This is a genomic window from Streptomyces sp. L-9-10, assembly GCF_004151105.1.
In the GTDB taxonomy this organism is placed as follows: Bacteria; Actinomycetota; Actinomycetes; order Streptomycetales; family Streptomycetaceae; genus Streptomyces.
This window is the reverse complement of the sequence record NZ_PHRF01000162.1, coordinates 1-16278: the sequence shown is the minus strand read 5'-3', so window position 1 is coordinate 16278 and position 16278 is coordinate 1. Positions and strand designations below refer to the sequence as shown.

Below are 16278 nucleotides of genomic sequence, written 5' to 3'. Positions count from 1 at the left end.
CACGTAATGCCTCACACAATCGGTGCCCCAGGAACCGGAGTTCCCAGGTCCGCCTTGTGATCGTTGAGCATCTCCGCGGCGTGACCGAGCACAGCCTCACCCGCGCCGAGCTGGACCGCTTCCATCTCATCGGCCAATTGCCACAGGTAGCTGTCACCCCCCTCATCGGTCACCAGGTACGAGCGTTGTCCGGACGGGCCAAGCCACGGAAGCAGCCGGGGATGCGTACTCATGCCGTCACCCCTGACCAGTGCGCGTCGCACATCGGATCCGTACGCCAGACGTACGGATCAGGTGCACGCATCAGGCCCAGTGCCGGTACATACGGATACTCCACGCGGCTCGCACCGACCGCGCGACGACGGGACGCGGAAGGCGACAACAGCCGCCATAGCCAGTTCACGATCGGGGGGATTTCGTTCGTGGGTATCCCCTTGTTGGGCAGGCTGACGCGAAGGGGAGTGGGACACACTGTCACCAGCAGGCGCAATGGGGCACCACTATGACCGCTTACCAACCGCCGACAGCTCTACCGGGCGAACTTCTTGAGCAGCAAAAGATGCGAGCAGCGATTGCGGCTCACGACTTCGGCGTTGTCTTCTCACTAGCGCGCGAGGTGGCGAAGATCAGCTATTCGAAGATTGCCGCCGAGTGCGATATCAAGCCGGAACGGGTAGGCGCACTGGCGCGAGGCCGAGGCAGCATCACCTCGTTCGACAAGATTGCGAAGATCGCGGATGCCTTACGCATCCCGGGAGACCTGCTCGGTCTCGCTCCCCGCGAGTGGGAAGTGGCAAACCCACCCCCTCGTGCCCCGGCCGGGCCAACAGAGAACGCGATCGTCAATCGAGAGGAGACAGGCACAGTGCTGCGCAGAGAGTTCTTCAAAGCTTCGGCCGGGGCCGGATTGGTCGTAGGACTGCCGGACCTGGCTCAAGCCGGCTGCGGCCGTCGTGTAGGCAGCAAAGTACCTGTGCAGTTGCGTCAGCGGGCCGCGCGATTGCGTCGACTCGACGACGTCCTCGGCGGAGGCGACACATTCCGTGTCTATCTCGGCGAGTACCAAGCCACCAAAACGATGCTTCGAGACGGCAGTTACACCGAGGCAACGGGCCATGCTCTCCTGTCGGTCCTGTCCGAACAGGCGCAGCAGGCCGGATGGGCCGCATTCGATGCGGGCAAGCATGCCGACGCCAGCAGTCTCTACGAGGACAGCCGCCAAGCCGCCGTGGAATCGGGAGACGCCTCGCTCGCTGGAAACGCTCTCGCCTTCCTCGCTTATCAGAGAGTCGATGCCGACCACACGGCAGGTACAGAAACGGCCATTCAGGCGTGCCACGTCGCGGGCCCGGACGCCGCCCCCGGCGTTCGCGCTCTGCTGAATGAACGACTCGCGTGGACTTATGCCATCTCTGGGAACGCCGGCGAGACGGAACGCGCACTCGACGCCGCCGAAGCCGCACTCAGCGAAGGAAACAAAAACCCCCAACCCGACTGGGCAGCCTGGGTGGACCGCAATGAACTCCAGGTCATGACCGGACGATGCTGGACCGAACTACGCCGGCCACTTCGCGCGGTCCCTGTCCTGGAAGACGTGCTGGCGCGATACGACAACACCCACGCACGCGACAAGAGCCTTTATCTCTCGTGGCTCGCCGACTCCTACCTGGCCGCCGGAGAAGTCGAACAGGCTGCCGCTGTCACCGGCCGCGCTCTGAACTGTCAGCCGGGGTTGCCTCCGTGCGACCGCGCGCGCGTCTGGCTCCGATCCTTCGACAGCTCAGGGATCACTACGACGTGCCGGCTGTGGCCGACGTTCCAGAAAGAGCGAAACCCTGAGAGGTCAGTCCGCAGAGTCCAGGTCCGTGGTCTTTTCCACCCACCGCAGATAGGCATCCGATCCCGCGACGATCGGCACAGCCGAGATTTCCGGGTTCTTCCACGGATGGTGCCGCAGCAAATGCCCCTCAAGATCGGCATAACGATCGGCGCGGGTCTTGAACAAGAGCTGCCACTCCTCCGCGGTCCCGAACTCGCCCTGATGCCAGAAGGTGGAGATCACGGGCCCGACGATCTGGGCACCGGCCGCGAGCCGCCCTTCCACCACCGAGCGTGCCAGCCTCTCGGCCTCCTCCCGGTTCTCCGTCGCCGTCGACACCTGAAGCAGATCAACCATGCGCCGAGCCTAACGCGGCACACCTACGCCTGAAGCGCTACTCCTTGTGGCCCGTCGTGGCGACCGTGACGCCGAGGCCGATCATCGTGAGCCCACCCGCACCGCCGACCAGGGAGAGCCGCCGCGGTGAGCGGGCGAACCAGCTCCGTGTGGTGGCCGCGACCAGTCCCCATGCGCTGTCGCAGGCCAGTGCGATGACGTTGAAGACCAGCCCGAGCAAGAGCATCTGAACCGTGGCGTGGCCCCGCTCGCGGTCGACGAACTGGGGCAGTACGGCCGCGAAGAACACCATGGTCTTGGGGTTCGCCACGCCGACCGCGAACCCTTCCCACACCGTGCGCAGGCCGCTGTGCGCGGGACCCTCACCGGCGAACGCGGCGCGCATCGATCCGCGTTGCCGCACCGCCTTGACACCGAGGTACACCAAGTACGCGGCGCCCACGAGCTTCAGCGTCGTGAAGACGAGCACCGAGCGCTCCACGACGGCGCCGACCCCGAGGGCCACGGCCACGACGAGTACGCAGGCTCCGAGCGTGTTCCCCACGACCGTGGTCAGCGCGGCCCGGCGCCCCTGTGCCAGGGCCCGCCCGATCACGAACAGCACGCTGGGGCCGGGGATCACGATCAGCAGGAACGACATGGCCGCGAACGCCAGCAGTCGGTCGGTGGACACCATGAGGCCCATGTAAGCACGGGGACGGCTCGCGCCCGCAGCCCTTTTCCGCTCGCCGGATCGCGCCGCGTCCGCACGCCGGATCGCGCCGCGTCCGCACGCCGGATCGCGCCGCGTCCGCACGCCGGATCGCGCCGCGCACTTCGTAGAAAGCGCTTCACCAAACTTCTGCGCGAAGCATTGACGAAACATTGGGACCGGCTCTAGCTTCATCGCGTCGTACTTCGTACGTCATATATGAGACACGAGATGTGAGAGCGCCCATGGCCTTCGCCCCGAGTCCGATCCCCTCCCGCACCCAGTACGTTCTGGAAGCGATCAAACACGGCATCCTCACCGGCGGCCTCAGCCCCGGTCAGGCCCTGGTCGAGACCGAACTGGCCGCGCAATTCGGGGTGTCGAAGACTCCGGTGCGGGAGGCGCTGAAGACCCTGGCGGGCACCGGCCTCGTCGTGATGAGCCAGTTCAAGGGTGTCACCGTCCGTGCGGTCGACGCGGCGATGGCCCACGAGGTGTATGACGTACGGCTGTTGCTGGAGCCGGAGGCGCTCCGCCGCTCGCTGACCCTTCGCGCCTCGCTGGAGCCCGCCAGGGAAGCCCTGGTCAAGGCCGACGAAGCGGCGGACCGGGCCGAGCGCTCCCTCGCCAACAGGGAGTTCCACCGGGCGCTGTATCTCCCCTGCGGCAATCCGCTGCTGGCCCGGATGCTCGACGAGGTACGGGACCAGGCGGCTCTCGTCTCGACCGTCGCGTGGGCCGCCGTCCCGTCCTGGGAGCAGGAGGCCGGGGAGCACCGGGAGATCCTGCGGCTCGCGCTCGCCGGTGACGCCGACGGCGCCGCACGTGCCCTGCACGACCACATCGCCTCGTTCGTACAGCGGGCGTTCCCCGAGGGAGACCACGCATGACGACCAGCCCCGATCTCGCCTCCTCGCGGGACGCGCTCGCCGATGTCGTGGCGATCCCCGTCACCCCGTTCGGCGACGACGACACGCTCGACATCACCGCCCATCGCGCCCTGCTGCGCCGGCTGCTCGACGGCGGCGTCCGCACCCTCACCCCGAACGGCAACACCGGTGAGTACTACGCGCTCAGCCCCGACGAGCGCCGCGTCGTCACCGAGCTGACCATCGAGGAGGCGGCGGGCCGGGCCTCCGTGCTGGTCGGCATCGGCCTCGACCTGCCGACGGCGGTGGCCGCGGCGCGGCACGCCCGCGAGGCCGGGGCCGGGATGGTGATGGTCCATCAGCCCGTCCATCCCTACGTCTCGCAGGCCGGCTGGATCGACTACCACCGCACCATCGCGGACGCGGTGCCCGAGCTGGGCGTCGTCCCGTACATCCGCAACCCGCAGCTGAGCGGTGCGGGACTCGCGGCGCTCGGGGAGCTGTGCCCCAATGTCATCGGGGCGAAGTACGCCGTACCGGACGCGGCGGGCTTCGCGGCCTTCGCGCGGGACGCGGGTCTGGAGCGGTTCGTCTGGGTCGCGGGGCTCGCCGAGCTGTACGCGCCCTCGTACTTCGCGGGCGGTGCCACCGGCTTCACCTCGGGCCTCGTCAATGTCGCCCCGGCCGTCTCGCTGGGGATGCTGGAGGCGCTGCGGGCCGGGGACTACGCGGCCGCCATGAAGGTGTGGGAGCAGATCAGGCCGTTCGAGGAGCTGCGGGCCGCGCGGCAGTCCGCCGACAACGTGACGGTGGTCAAGGAGGCGCTGGCCGCGCTCGGCCTGTGCCGGCGCGACATCCGCCCGCCGAGCCGCGCCCTGCCCGAGGAGCGGCGCGCCGAGGTGGCCGCGATGGTGGCGGGGTGGGCGATATGACCGTACGGCGAGAGGGCGCGACCGGCCGGCCGGCCGACGGGACGGCGCGACGCCCCGACGGAACCGCGGAGCCCGAGGGCCCGACCGTACGCCCCGAGGACCTGCGCAGTCATCGCTGGTACGGCGGCGACGGATCGACCGGCCTCCGCTCCTTCAGCCACCGCGCCCGCACCCGCCAGCTCGGCTACCTCCCCGAGGAGCATCTGGGCAAGCCGGTCATCGCGATCCTCAACACCTGGTCCGACATCAACCCCTGCCATGTCCATCTGCGGGAGCGCGCGCAGGCGGTGAAGCGGGGGGTGTGGCAGGCCGGCGGATTCCCGCTGGAGTTCCCCGTCTCCACGCTCTCCGAGACGTTCCAGAAGCCCACGCCCATGCTCTACCGCAATCTGCTGGCGATGGAGACGGAGGAGTTGCTCCGCTCCTATCCGGTCGACGGCGCGGTGCTGATGGGCGGCTGCGACAAGACGACACCGGCGCTGTTGATGGGCGCGGCCAGCGTCGATCTGCCGGCCGTCTTCGTACCCGCCGGGCCCATGCTGCCGGGGCACTGGCGCAACGAAGTGCTCGGCTCGGGCACGGACATGTGGAAGTACTGGGACGACAAGCGCGCCGGGCTGATCGGCGACGCCGAGATGGCCGAGCTGGAGAACGGCCTGGCCCGGTCGCCCGGCCACTGCATGACCATGGGCACCGCCTCCACGCTCACCGCCGCCGCCGAGGCGCTGGGCGTCACCATGCCCGGGGCCTCCTCGATCCCGGCCGTGGACTCCGGACACGACCGGATGGCCGCGGCGTCCGGCCGACGCGTGGTGGAGCTGGTACGCCACGATCTGCGGCTCTCGAAGATCCTGACCCGGGAGGCGTACGAGGACGCGGTGGCCACCGTCCTCGCGCTGGGCGGCTCGACGAACGCGGTGATCCATCTGATCGCGATGGCGGGACGCTCGGGCATCCGGCTCACCCTCGACGACTTCGACAGGACCGCGCGTACGGTGCCGGTGCTGGCGAACCTCCGTCCCGGCGGCCGGTATCTGATGGAGGACTTCCACTTCGCCGGCGGGCTGCCCGCGTTCCTGGGGCGGCTGACGGACATCCTGCACCTGGACCGGCCGACCGTCGCGCACCCCACCCTGCGGGAACAGCTCGACGGCGCGCTCGTCCACGATCCGGAGGTGATCCGGCCGCGCGACAACCCGCTCGCACCGGAGGGCGGGGTGGCGGTCCTGCGCGGCAATCTCTGTCCCGACGGCGCGGTCATCAAGCACATCGCCGCCGAACCGCGCCTGCTCAGGCACACCGGTCCCGCGGTGGTCTTCGACGACTACCGGACGATGCAGCGGACCATCAACGACCCGCAGCTCGGCATCACCCCCGATCATGTGCTGGTGCTGCGCAACGCGGGCCCCAAGGGCGGGCCCGGCATGCCGGAGTACGGGATGCTGCCGATCCCGGACTATCTCCTCAAGCAGGGGGTGCGCGACATGGTCCGGATCTCCGACGCCCGGATGAGCGGCACGAGTTACGGCGCGTGCGTGCTGCACATCGCGCCCGAGTCCTATGTCGGCGGGCCGCTCGCGCTCGTGCGCACCGGCGACACGATCACGCTCGACGTCGGCGCCCGCAGTCTCCATCTCCACCTGTCGGACGAGGAGTTGGCGCGGCGGCGAAGCGAGTGGACACCGCCGCCCGAGCGCTACCAGCGCGGTTACGGCGCGCTCTACAACGAACAGATCACCCAGGCCGACACCGGCTGCGACTTCACCTTCCTGGCGAAGCCCGGCGAGGTGCCCGACCCGTACGTGGGCTGAGACGGCCCCGCGCACGACCACCCCGCGCACGACCACCCCTCGCACGACCGCCCGTCGCACGACCGCCCATCCTCGTCCGCCCCCCTCATCGTCTCCCCCTCCGCCCCCTCATCGTCCCCAACGTCCGCCCCCTCATTCGCCCGATCCACCGGTTCGACCTGTCGAACACCGTCTGCGAAGCGCTTCACCAACGGAACGGAGAAGCAGTCATGGCCTCAGCTGTGGCGCAGGACTCACCCGGGGCTCCACCGCCCCGGACCCCCGGGAAACCGGGGAAGCCCGGGAAGCCGGGGCGCCGTACGGGAGCCACACCACGCCGTCTCCCGTATCTGCTGATCGCCCCCGCCGGACTGCTGATGCTGGGATTCATCGCCTATCCGATGCTCAGCGTCTTCTACTACAGCCTCCAGAACCACAACGTCACCAAGCCCTGGCGGAACGGCTTCGCCGGACTCGACAACTTCCGGCGGATCCTCACCGACGATCCGCTGTTCTGGGACAGCCTCGTCTTCAGCGGTAAATGGGTCGTCACGGAGGTCACGCTCCAACTGGCCCTGGGGCTGGTGCTGGCGCTGCTCGTCAACCAGACCTTCATGGGCCGCGCCGCGGCCCGCGCCCTGGTCTTCTCGCCCTGGGCCGTCTCCGGCGTACTGACAACGACCATCTGGCTGCTGCTCTACAACCCGTCCACGGGCGTCGGCCGCTATCTCGCGGACGCGGGCATCGGTGAGTACGGCTCCTCCGTGCTCTCCGACACCGGCACCGTCTTCTGGGCCGCCGTACTGGCCGAACTCTGGCGCGGTGTGCCGTTCTTCGCGATCCTCATCCTCGCCGATCTCCAGTCCATCCCCGGCGATCTCTACGAGGCGGCCTCGGTCGACGGGGCGAACAGGTTCCGGCAGTTCTTCCACATCACACTCCCCCACCTCAGGGACGCGATCATCCTCTCCACGCTGCTGCGCGCCGTGTGGGAGTTCAACAACGTCGATCTGCTGCTGACGCTCACCGAGGGCGGCCCCGCCGGTGTCACCACCACACTGCCGCTGTATGTGGCCGTCACCGGCTTCGAGGCACACGACTTCGGCTACGCGACCGCGCTGACGACCGTCGCCTTCGCGATCCTCCTCTTCTGCTCGATCCTCTATCTCCGCCTGAGCAAGTTCGGAGGCGACCACAAGTGACCGCTGTCATGACCGAGAAGGGCCTGCCCGCCGCGCCCGCGGACGGCGGCCGGAAGTCCCCGCCCCCGCGGCGGAGGCGGCGCGGGCGGCGCGAACGGGCCTTCGACGAGGTCCCCCGGTGGCAGATCTATCTGCCGCTCGGCCTCTATCTGCTCTTCACGCTCGTCCCCTTCTACTGGATGCTGCTCTTCTCGCTGCGGCCCGCCGGCTCCACCTCGCTGGTGCCGTGGCCGGTCACCTTCGACCACTTCGAGAAGGTCTGGAACGAACGCAGTTTCTCGGTCTTCTTCCAGAACAGCGCGCTGATCGGGGTCTTCACCCTGATCTGTACGACGGGGGTCGCGCTGGCCGGCGGCTACGCCCTGGCGCGCTTCGACTTCCGTATCAAGCAGGGCTTCATGCTGGCGCTGCTGTGCTCGCAGTTCATCCCGGGCGCGCTGATGCTCGTCCCGCTCTTCCAGATCTTCAAGAACCTGTCGCTGATCAACTCCCCGCTGAGCGTGGTCATCGCGGAGACGGTCTTCCAGCTGCCGCTGTCGATCATCCTGATCAGCGGCTTCATCAAGAATGTGCCGTACTCCCTGGAGGAGGCGGCCTGGGTGGACGGCTGCTCACGGTTCCAGGCGTTCCGTATCGTCGTCCTGCCCATGCTGCGGCCCGGTCTGATCGCCGTCGGCTCCTTCGCCTTCGTCCACAGCTGGAACCACTTCCTCTTCGCGCTGATGTTCCTGATGGACCAGGACAAGCAGACGATCCCGGTCGGCCTGTCCACGCTCATCGGGGCGGACAGTGTGGACTTCGGGGCGCTCGCCGCGGGCGGTGTGATCTCCGCCGTGCCGGTCGTCATCGTCTTCGCGTTCATCCAGAAGTGGCTGATCACCGGCTTCAGCGCGGGGGCGGTGAAGGGATGAGCCTCCCCGTCGTGCTGGCAGGGGCGCGCGGCCACGGCCGTACGCATCTGCGCAACATCCGCCGTCTCGAACACACCGGACAGGTACGGCTCGTGGGCATCTGCGAGCTGGAACCACTGACCCCGCGCGAGCTGGCCGACGCCGGTTACGGCGCTCCCGAACCTACGCTGTCCGCCGGTTACGGCGCTCCCGAACCTACGCTGTCCGCCGGTCACTACGCTCCCGGGCCCGCGCAGTCCGCCGATCTCGGCGAGTTGCTGGAGCGCACCGGCGCGCGGATCGCCGTCATCTGCACGCCCATCCACACCCACACCGGGCTCGCGCTCACCGCCGCCGCCCATGGTGTGCACTCCCTGCTGGAGAAGCCGACCACGGCTTCGTACCCGGAGTACGCCCGCCTGCTCACCGGTCTTGAGGAGAAGGGCACGGCCTGTCAGATCGGGTTCCAGTCGCTCGGCTCCCACGCGGTCGACGCGATCAGGGAGCTGGTCGCGGACGGCGCGATCGGGCCGCTGCGCGGGATCGGCGCCGCTGGGGCGTGGGTACGCGACGAGGCGTACTTCCGGCGGGTCCCCTGGGCCGGACGCCGGACCCTGGACGGGCGGGACGTCGTGGACGGGGTGCTCACCAACCCGCTCGCGCACGCGGTGGCGACCGCCCTGCGCATCGACGGCAGCGATCTGGCCGAGGACCTCGCGGAAGCGGAGCTCGAACAGTACCGGGCCCATGACATCGAGGCCGACGACACCAGTTGTCTGCGGCTGAGGACGGCGAGGGGGACCCGCATCACGGTCGCCGTCACGCTGTGCGCGGAGCGGAACGCGGAGCCGTACGTCCTGGTCCACGGGACGAGGGGCCGGATCACCTTCTGGTACAAGCAGGACCGGGTGCTGGTGGAGCGTACGGGCGCGGGCCCGGTCGAGACCGTCCACCCGCGTACCGACCTGCTGGAGAACCTGGTCGCGCATCTGCGCGACGGCAGCGGTCTGCTCGTACCGCCCCGCCGTACGGGCGCCTTCATGCGGATCGTCGAAGCCATCAGGACCGGACCGCTGCCCGAGCCGCTGCCCGCGGACGCCTGGTACAGCGCGCCGGGAGAGAAGGCGCCGCGCCGGATCGTCAAGGGCGTCGACGCGCTGACCGAGGCCGCCGCCGAATCCCTCGCCACCTTCTCCGAGCTGGGCGCGGACTGGGGCGTGCCGCCGGCGCGGGTGCTTCCGCGGTGAGCGGGGCACGGCTCTCCCGGGCGGAAGAGGTGACGGTACTGCGCTGTGACGTCGGTCCCGTGGCCGAGTACGTACACCGGCCCCGGCTGCCCGGGACCCTGTCGCCGCGGCCGTATCTGCATCCCGTGCGGACCCTCGGCGGTGTCACGGTCACGGAGCTGGGGCCCGCCGACCACGCGCACCACCTGGGCGTCTCCATGGCGGTGCCGGACGTCGCCGGTGCCAACTTCTGGGGCGGGCGGACCTTCGTACGCGACCAGGGCCCCGTATGGCTGGCCAACCACGGCGCGCAGCGGCACACGGGCTGGCTGCTGCGGGACCCCGACGGCTGTGTCCAGGAGCTGTCCTGGACACAGGGCGACCGCCAACTGCTCACGGAGCGCCGCACGATCAGCGCTCTCGCCCTCTCCGGTGACGCGTGGGTCCTCGACTTCACCTCGTCGCTGACCAATGTGTCGGGCGGGGAGCTGTCGTTCGGCAGTCCGGCCACCAACGGCCGTACGGGGGCGGGGTACGGGGGATTCTTCTGGCGTGCGCCCAAGGGCGGCGCGGCGGACCCGGCGCCCGACGCCTTCACCGAGGACGCCTCGGGCGAGAGCGCGGTGCACGGGCGCACCGCGCCGTGGCTGGCGCTGGCGGGCCGGGACTGGACCCTGATCTTCGCCGGGGCGAACCGGGAGACCCGCGAGGACCCCTGGTTCGTCCGTACCGCCCAGTACCCGGGGGTCGGCTCCGCGCTGGCCTGGGGGCGGCGGCTGCCGCTGCCGGCGGGCGGGAGCGTCTCCCGGCGCGTGGTGACGGTCGTCGCGGACGGCCGGCTCGGCCGGCAGGCCGCCGCCGCGCTCGCGCGGAAGGCGGTGGCGGTATGAGTGCCGACCGGAAAGAGGGCCGCGCCGGGACGGCCGCCTTCGACGACTTCGACGACCTGCCCATCACCGACTGACGCACGCCTGTGAGGAGAGCCGCATGACGCACCCGCCGCACCCGCACCTGCTCAGCAAGCGCTTTCGGACCAGAGCCGCCGCCTGTTCGACCGCTCTGGCCACCCTGCTCGCGGTCTTCGCCGCGACGCCCACCGCCGCCGCACCGGGGCCGGGGCCGGACAACGGCACCAGCACTGGCACTGGCACCGGCACCGTGCTGAACGTCCCGGCCACGTACCGCACCGTCCAGGCCGCCGTGGACGCCGTACCCGCGGGCAACACCGACCGGGTGACCATCGCCATCGCGCCCGGTACGTACCGGGAACAGGTCCGGGTGCCGGCGAACAAGCCCCATCTGCTCTTCCAGGGCACGGGAAGCGACCGGTCGAAGTCGGTCATCGTCCACGACACCCCGAACGAGTACGGCGGCTCCAGCGGCAGCGCCACCGTGCTGATCGCGGCGGACGATGTCACCGCCCGCAATCTGACCTTCGTCAACGACTTCGACGAGGCGGCGCACGAGCTGGCCGGCGAACAGGCGCTGGCGATGAAGACGACCGGCGACCGGATCGTCTTCGATAACACCGCCTTCAAGGCCAACCAGGACACGCTGATGACCGACAGCCCCGCGCTGACCCGGATCAGCAGGGTCTATGTCCGGGACTCGTACATCGAGGGTGACGTCGACTTCGTCTACGGGCGGGCGACCACCGTCATCGACCGCTCCGTCATCAGGGCGCTCAGCCGTGGCTCCGCCACCAACAACGGCTACATCACGGCGGCCTCGACCTGGAAGGGCAACCCGTACGGCTTCCTGATCACCAACAGCCGGGTCACCAGCGACGCGCCCGCGCGCTCCTTCCACCTCGGCAGGCCCTGGCACCCCGGCGGCGAACCTGACGCGATCGGACAGGTGCTGTTCCGGGACACCGAGCTGCCCGCGGCCGTCAAGTCCTCGCCGTGGACCGACATGAGCGGCTTCCCGTGGCGTGAGGCGCGCTTCGCCGAATACCGGACGTACGGCCCCGGGGCGGCCGTGACGCCCGACCGTCCGCAGCTGACGGACGCGGACGCCGCCGTTCACCAGGTGTCGAACTATCTGACGGGCACGGATGGCTGGGCGCCGCACCGATGAATGCAGCAGAGAACCGACCGAGAGAGAAGAGCCGACCATGAGGATCTCCAGGACATACAGAGGGCGGGCGGTCGCGGCCGTCTCCCTGACGGCGGTACTCGCCCTGACGGCGACCGCGTGCGGTGACGACGGAAGCGGCGGGAGCGGCGGCGAAGGCTCCGGCAAGGGGGAGATCACCCTCTGGGACAACAACACGGGTGAGCGCAGGGAGATCTGGGCCCGGATCATCAAGGACTTCGAGAAGCAGAACCCGGACATCAAGGTCAAGTACGTCGGCCTCCCCATCGACCAGGTCCAGGCGAAGTACGACACGGCGATCGAAGGCGGCGGGCTGCCGGACGTCGGCGGCGTCGGTACCGCCTATCTCTCCAACCTGGTGATACGGGACGTCCTGGAGCCGCTCGACGACCGTATCGACGCGGGCCCGCTCAAGGGCAAGCTCGTGCCGGCGCTGGTGGACAGCGTCAAGGCGGCGGGCGGCCGGGGGGACACCATGTACTCGGTGCCGACCTCCACCAACAACGGCACGCTCTGGTATCGCACGGACCTGTTCGCGCGGGCGGGGCTCGAACCGCCCACCACGTGGCCGGCGTTCTACGCGGCGGCCGAGAAGCTCACCAAGGCGGGGACGGACCAGTTCGGTTACACCATCAGGGGCGGCGCGGGTTCCATCGCCCCGGCGATGGACGCGATGTACGGCCAGTCCGGCATCACGTCGTTCTGGGACGGTGACAGGACGACCGTCAACGACCCAAAGAACGTCGCGGCGCTGGAGAAGTACGTCGCCCTGTACAAGAAGGTGACGCCGTCCGCCGACGTCAACAACGACTTCATCAAGATGGTCGCCCAGTGGGACAACGGCACCATCGGCATGCTGACCCACAACCTCGCCTCGTACCAGGACCATGTGAAGGCGTTGGGGGAGGAGAAGTTCAAGGGCCTCCCCTACCCGGCCCAGGAGAACGGCACGCGCGTCCAGGTCTCCAACCCGGTGGACGGTCTCGGCCTGTTCAGGAACAGCGAGAACAAGGCGGCGGCCTGGAAGCTCATCGAGTTCGCCGCCTCCCACACGTCGAACAGCGCGTGGAACGAGTCGGCGGGGTCCATTCCGGCGAACACCGATGCCGCCGACGACGCGTGGATCCAGCAGGCGGAGCCGACCGCGGCCGCGATGAAGGCGCTCAGCGACGGCTCGACGAAGATCGTCAATCTGCCGTACTACCTGCCCGACTGGAACACCATCAGCAAGTCCGGCAACGAGCCGAACTTCCAGAAGGTACTGCTCGGTGACATGTCCGCGAAGGAGTTCGCGGACAAGATCGCCAAGGAGCTGAACGAGGCCCAGGCGGAGTGGAACGAACAGACCAAGAGCTGATCCGACGGAGGAGGAGTCATGCGCAGACGGAGACATCACGCACTCATCGCGGCGGCGGGACTGGCGTGCGCGCTGGCGCTGCCCCCGGCCGCCCTGGCGGCACCGGCACCGGCACGGCCCTCCCTCGAACGGGCCGTCCTCGCCCCGGACGACGGCTGGGCCTCGGCCGACGGCGGCACCACCGGGGGCAGCGCGGCCAGCCCCGCGCACATCTACACCGTCACCACCTGGGCCGAGTTCAGGAAGGCACTGTCCGATGCCGCCGGGAGCCCGTCGGTCATCCGGGTCAAGGGCACCCTGGACGCGCTCAGCGACCCTCGGGGAACCCCCCTCACCTGCGACGACTACGCGGCGGACGGCTACTCCTTCGCCGCGTACCTCGCCGCGTACGATCCGGCGGTCTGGGGCCGCGAGACCCCGGTCAGCGGCGAACAGGAGGACCTGCGCGCCGCCTCGGCCAGGAACCAGGACGCGCAGATCAAGGCGTACGTCCCGGCCGACACGACCATCGTCGGCGTGGGCCGGGACGCCCGTATCCTCGGCGGCAGCCTCCAGGTGAAGGATGCCGACAACGTCATCATCCGCAACCTCACCTTCGAGGACACCTTCGACTGCTTCCCGCAGTGGGACCCGACGGACACCGAGCTCGGCAACTGGAACTCCGAGTACGACAACCTGGTGCTGTCCGGCGCCACGCACGTGTGGGTGGATCACAACACCTTCACCGACGGCCGCCGCCCGGACAGTGAACAGCCGTACCACTACGGCCGGTTGTACCAGCAGCACGACGGGGAACTGGACATCGTCCGGGGCTCCGATCTCGTCACCGTCTCCTGGAACGTCCTCGCCGACCACGACAAGACCATGCTGATCGGCAACAGCGACGGCGCGGGCGCCACCGACCGCGGCAAGCTGCGGGTCACCCTGCACCACAACCAGTTCAAGAACCTCGTCGAGCGGGCGCCCCGGGTCCGCTTCGGCCGGGTCGACACGTACAACAACCACTACGTCGTCCAGCCGTCCGGCTACGGATACTCCTTCGGCATCGGCGTCGAATCCCAGCTGGTCGCGGAGAAGAACGCGTTCACGATGCCGGCGGGCGTGAGCCCCGGGCGGATCCTGAAGAAGTGGAACGACTCGCCGGTCACCACCGCGGACAACCACGTCAACGGGAAGCGCGTCGATCTGCTCGCCGTCCACAACGCGGAGGTCCCCGAGGAGACACTGCGCCCGGACGCGGGCTGGACGCCGACGCTCCGCACCAGGGTCGACGACCCGCGCACGGTCCCGCGCCTGGTCGACGGCGCGGCGGGCGCCGGAAAGCTCCGCTGACCGGACAGCTCAGGGGGCGGGCATGGTTCCCACGACGACGGTGGCGTACAGCTCCTCGCAGCTCGCCACCCTCGGGATCAGCCCGCTCCCGGCGACGGTCCCGACGGCGCGCGCCGCCTGGTGCTCGCTCGTCTCGACCAGCAGGCTGCCGCCGGGGGCCAGCCAGCGCGGCGCCCGCTCGGCCACCCGCCGCAGGACGTCGAGCCCGTCCGCACCGCCGTCGAGCGCCACCCGCGCCTCATGGATACGGGCCTCGGGGGGCAGCAGTCCGACCTCCTCGGTGGGGACGTACGGCACATTGGCGAGCAGGACGTCCACGCGGCCCCGCAGCGCGGCGGGCAGCGGATCGTACAGGTCGCCCTCGTACACCCGGCCGCCGACGGCGGCGACATTCCGCCGGGCACAGCGCACCGCGGCCGGGTCGATATCGGCGGCGTGCAGCTCGGCCCGGTCCAGGATCCCGGCCAGCGCCGCGCCCAGCGCGCCCGAGCCGCAGCACAGGTCGACCACGACAGCCGGCCGGCCGAGGCCGGTGGCGGCGACGGCGGCCCGCCGCACGAGGAACTCGGTACGGCGGCGGGGTACGAAGACCCCCGGGTCCACGGCGATCCGCAGCCCGCAGAACTCCGCCCAGCCGAGGACGTGTTCAAGCGGCAGACCACCGGCGCGCCGGTCCACCATGGCGGCGAGAGCGTCCGGCGTCGCCGCCGTGGAGATGAGCAGCCGCGCCTCGTCCTCGGCGAAGACACAGCCGGCGGCGCGGAGCCTGGAGACGATGACGGACTCGGAGAAAGGAGCTGACATGAGAAGGGGGAAGCCTTTCGGGATGCCGATGGGCACTCCCGGCGGTCAGCTATGTCTGAGGGACCGCGCGGCCGTGGGAGGGGAGCACCCGACCTGATACAGCGGTGATGGGTCTCGCCTCCTTCGGTGGGTACGTCTGCGGCTCGTACTGCGCAGGTCACCCTACCCGAGCCGGGCAGCGGACGCGTGGGGGACGGCCCGGCCCGCGGGGCTTTCCGGGACTTCCCGGGGACTTCCTGAGCGGCTTCCGAGCGACTTCCGCGGGTCTTCCTGAGCGGTCTCTTAGCGCTTGCTTAAGCGGAGCATAAGGATCGCCCCCACCCCCTCCCAGCAGCCGATTTCACTGTTCCGGGCGGCTAGTTTGCTGATCGCTGGGGCGGTACGGCGACGGGGAGGTCACCTGCCGCTCCGGCTGTCCCCCCTCCCCGTGCCGCCGCTCCGAAGGAGAACCAGTTCATGTCCGTTCGACGTACGGCCACCGGGATCGTCGTCCTCGGCCTCGCCCCGCTCGCGCTGGCCGGGCTCGCCGCCGTGCCGGCCGCCGCCCATGGTTCGATGACCGATCCGGTCAGCCGGGTCGCCGCGTGTTTCGCCGAGGGACCGGAGAGCCCGCGGTCGGCGGCGTGCAAGGCGGCGGTCGCGGCCGGCGGGACGCAGGCGCTCTACGACTGGAACGAGGTCAACATCGCCAACGCCGCCGGGAACCACCGGCAGTTGATCCCGGACGGCAAGCTGTGCAGCGCGGGCAGGGACAAGTACAAGGGGCTCGACCTGGCGCGCGGCGACTGGCCGTCGTCCGAGCTGGCACCGGGCATGCGGGACAGGTGCGCGAGCAGCTGACCCGCGGCGACGGCAACGTAAAGCACGACCAGCGCCCCGAGTACGAGGTCGAGCCAGTCATAGGCCGTGCCC

Annotated in this window: 13 protein-coding genes and 2 pseudogenes; 11 read left to right on the top strand and 4 right to left on the bottom strand. The window is 69.7% G+C overall.

Annotation, left to right across the window (positions count from 1 at the left end; genetic code table 11):
• Positions 1-11 precede the first annotated feature (11 nt).
• From CU044_RS40255 to CU044_RS33495, 3 genes are all read right to left on the bottom strand, one after another.
• On the bottom strand, positions 12-233 hold the full coding sequence (locus CU044_RS40255; RefSeq protein WP_345790166.1) for a hypothetical protein: 222 nt from the start codon (positions 231-233) through the stop codon (positions 12-14).
• A 1610-nt stretch (positions 234-1843) separates the two neighbouring features.
• Positions 1844-2176, bottom strand: a complete 333-nt coding sequence (gene cutA / locus CU044_RS33500; protein ID WP_129772521.1) for a divalent-cation tolerance protein CutA — start codon at positions 2174-2176, stop codon at positions 1844-1846.
• A gap of 37 nt (positions 2177-2213) precedes the next feature.
• Positions 2214-2852 carry a LysE family translocator gene (locus CU044_RS33495; RefSeq protein ID WP_129772520.1) on the bottom strand — a complete coding sequence of 213 codons (639 nt, stop codon included), beginning with the start codon at positions 2850-2852 and terminating at the stop codon, positions 2214-2216.
• Between the two features lie 260 nt (positions 2853-3112).
• Between CU044_RS33495 and CU044_RS33490 the strand changes: the two genes are divergently transcribed.
• From CU044_RS33490 to CU044_RS33445, 10 genes and pseudogenes are all read left to right on the top strand, one after another.
• A complete protein-coding gene (locus tag CU044_RS33490) occupies positions 3113-3757 on the top strand; it encodes a GntR family transcriptional regulator (RefSeq protein WP_129772519.1) in 645 nt (214 codons plus the stop codon).
• Complete coding sequence (locus tag CU044_RS33485) at positions 3754-4668, top strand: dihydrodipicolinate synthase family protein (RefSeq protein ID WP_129772518.1); 915 nt, start codon at positions 3754-3756, stop codon at positions 4666-4668. The genes CU044_RS33490 and CU044_RS33485 overlap by 4 nt, the downstream gene beginning before the upstream one ends.
• Positions 4665-6479, top strand: a complete 1815-nt coding sequence (araD, locus tag CU044_RS33480) for an L-arabinonate dehydratase (RefSeq protein WP_240045994.1) — start codon at positions 4665-4667, stop codon at positions 6477-6479. The genes CU044_RS33485 and araD overlap by 4 nt, the downstream gene beginning before the upstream one ends.
• Before the next feature lie 221 nt (positions 6480-6700).
• On the top strand, positions 6701-7660 hold the full coding sequence (locus CU044_RS33475) for a sugar ABC transporter permease (protein WP_240046017.1): 960 nt from the start codon (positions 6701-6703) through the stop codon (positions 7658-7660).
• Positions 7657-8571: a carbohydrate ABC transporter permease gene (locus CU044_RS33470; protein ID WP_240045993.1), complete on the top strand. Its 915-nt coding sequence runs from the start codon at positions 7657-7659 to the stop codon at positions 8569-8571. The genes CU044_RS33475 and CU044_RS33470 overlap by 4 nt, the downstream gene beginning before the upstream one ends.
• Positions 8568-9797, top strand: a complete 1230-nt coding sequence (locus CU044_RS33465; RefSeq protein ID WP_129772516.1) for a Gfo/Idh/MocA family oxidoreductase — start codon at positions 8568-8570, stop codon at positions 9795-9797. Before CU044_RS33470 ends, CU044_RS33465 begins: the two co-directional genes overlap by 4 nt.
• A gap of 29 nt (positions 9798-9826) precedes the next feature.
• On the top strand, positions 9827-10666 hold the full coding sequence (locus tag CU044_RS33460; RefSeq protein ID WP_240046016.1) for a PmoA family protein: 840 nt from the start codon (positions 9827-9829) through the stop codon (positions 10664-10666).
• Between the two features lie 268 nt (positions 10667-10934).
• A pseudogene (locus tag CU044_RS33455) lies at positions 10935-11855 on the top strand (pectinesterase family protein); the annotation flags it as partial.
• A 37-nt stretch (positions 11856-11892) separates the two neighbouring features.
• A complete protein-coding gene (locus tag CU044_RS33450; protein ID WP_129772513.1) occupies positions 11893-13230 on the top strand; it encodes a sugar ABC transporter substrate-binding protein in 1338 nt (445 codons plus the stop codon).
• A gap of 18 nt (positions 13231-13248) precedes the next feature.
• Positions 13249-14562, top strand: coding sequence for a pectate lyase (locus CU044_RS33445; protein ID WP_129772512.1), 1314 nt, complete (start codon positions 13249-13251; stop codon positions 14560-14562).
• 9 nt (positions 14563-14571) lie between these two features.
• Here CU044_RS33445 and CU044_RS33440 read toward each other — a convergent pair whose 3' ends face one another.
• Positions 14572-15366 (bottom strand): putative protein N(5)-glutamine methyltransferase, encoded by a 795-nt coding sequence (locus tag CU044_RS33440; protein WP_129772511.1) that lies wholly within the window; start codon positions 15364-15366, stop codon positions 14572-14574.
• Positions 15367-15822: 456 nt separating this feature from the next.
• Here CU044_RS33440 and CU044_RS33435 point away from each other — a divergent pair.
• Positions 15823-16170: pseudogene (locus CU044_RS33435) on the top strand (lytic polysaccharide monooxygenase); the annotation flags it as partial.
• Between the last annotated feature and the right edge of the window lie 108 nt (positions 16171-16278).

What these genes read in the sequence shown, in the direction of transcription:
- CU044_RS40255 (WP_345790166.1), bottom strand. Translation starts at nt 233, where the DNA reads ATGAGTACGCATCCCCGGCTGCTTCCGTGGCTTGGCCCGTCCGGACAA.
- cutA (WP_129772521.1), bottom strand. Translation starts at nt 2,176, where the DNA reads ATGGTTGATCTGCTTCAGGTGTCGACGGCGACGGAGAACCGGGAGGAG.
- CU044_RS33495 (WP_129772520.1), bottom strand. Translation starts at nt 2,852, where the DNA reads ATGGTGTCCACCGACCGACTGCTGGCGTTCGCGGCCATGTCGTTCCTG.
- CU044_RS33490 (WP_129772519.1), top strand. Translation starts at nt 3,113, where the DNA reads ATGGCCTTCGCCCCGAGTCCGATCCCCTCCCGCACCCAGTACGTTCTG.
- CU044_RS33485 (WP_129772518.1), top strand. Translation starts at nt 3,754, where the DNA reads ATGACGACCAGCCCCGATCTCGCCTCCTCGCGGGACGCGCTCGCCGAT.
- araD (WP_240045994.1), top strand. Translation starts at nt 4,665, where the DNA reads ATGACCGTACGGCGAGAGGGCGCGACCGGCCGGCCGGCCGACGGGACG.
- CU044_RS33465 (WP_129772516.1), top strand. Translation starts at nt 8,568, where the DNA reads ATGAGCCTCCCCGTCGTGCTGGCAGGGGCGCGCGGCCACGGCCGTACG.
- CU044_RS33450 (WP_129772513.1), top strand. Translation starts at nt 11,893, where the DNA reads ATGAGGATCTCCAGGACATACAGAGGGCGGGCGGTCGCGGCCGTCTCC.
- CU044_RS33445 (WP_129772512.1), top strand. Translation starts at nt 13,249, where the DNA reads ATGCGCAGACGGAGACATCACGCACTCATCGCGGCGGCGGGACTGGCG.
- CU044_RS33440 (WP_129772511.1), bottom strand. Translation starts at nt 15,366, where the DNA reads ATGTCAGCTCCTTTCTCCGAGTCCGTCATCGTCTCCAGGCTCCGCGCC.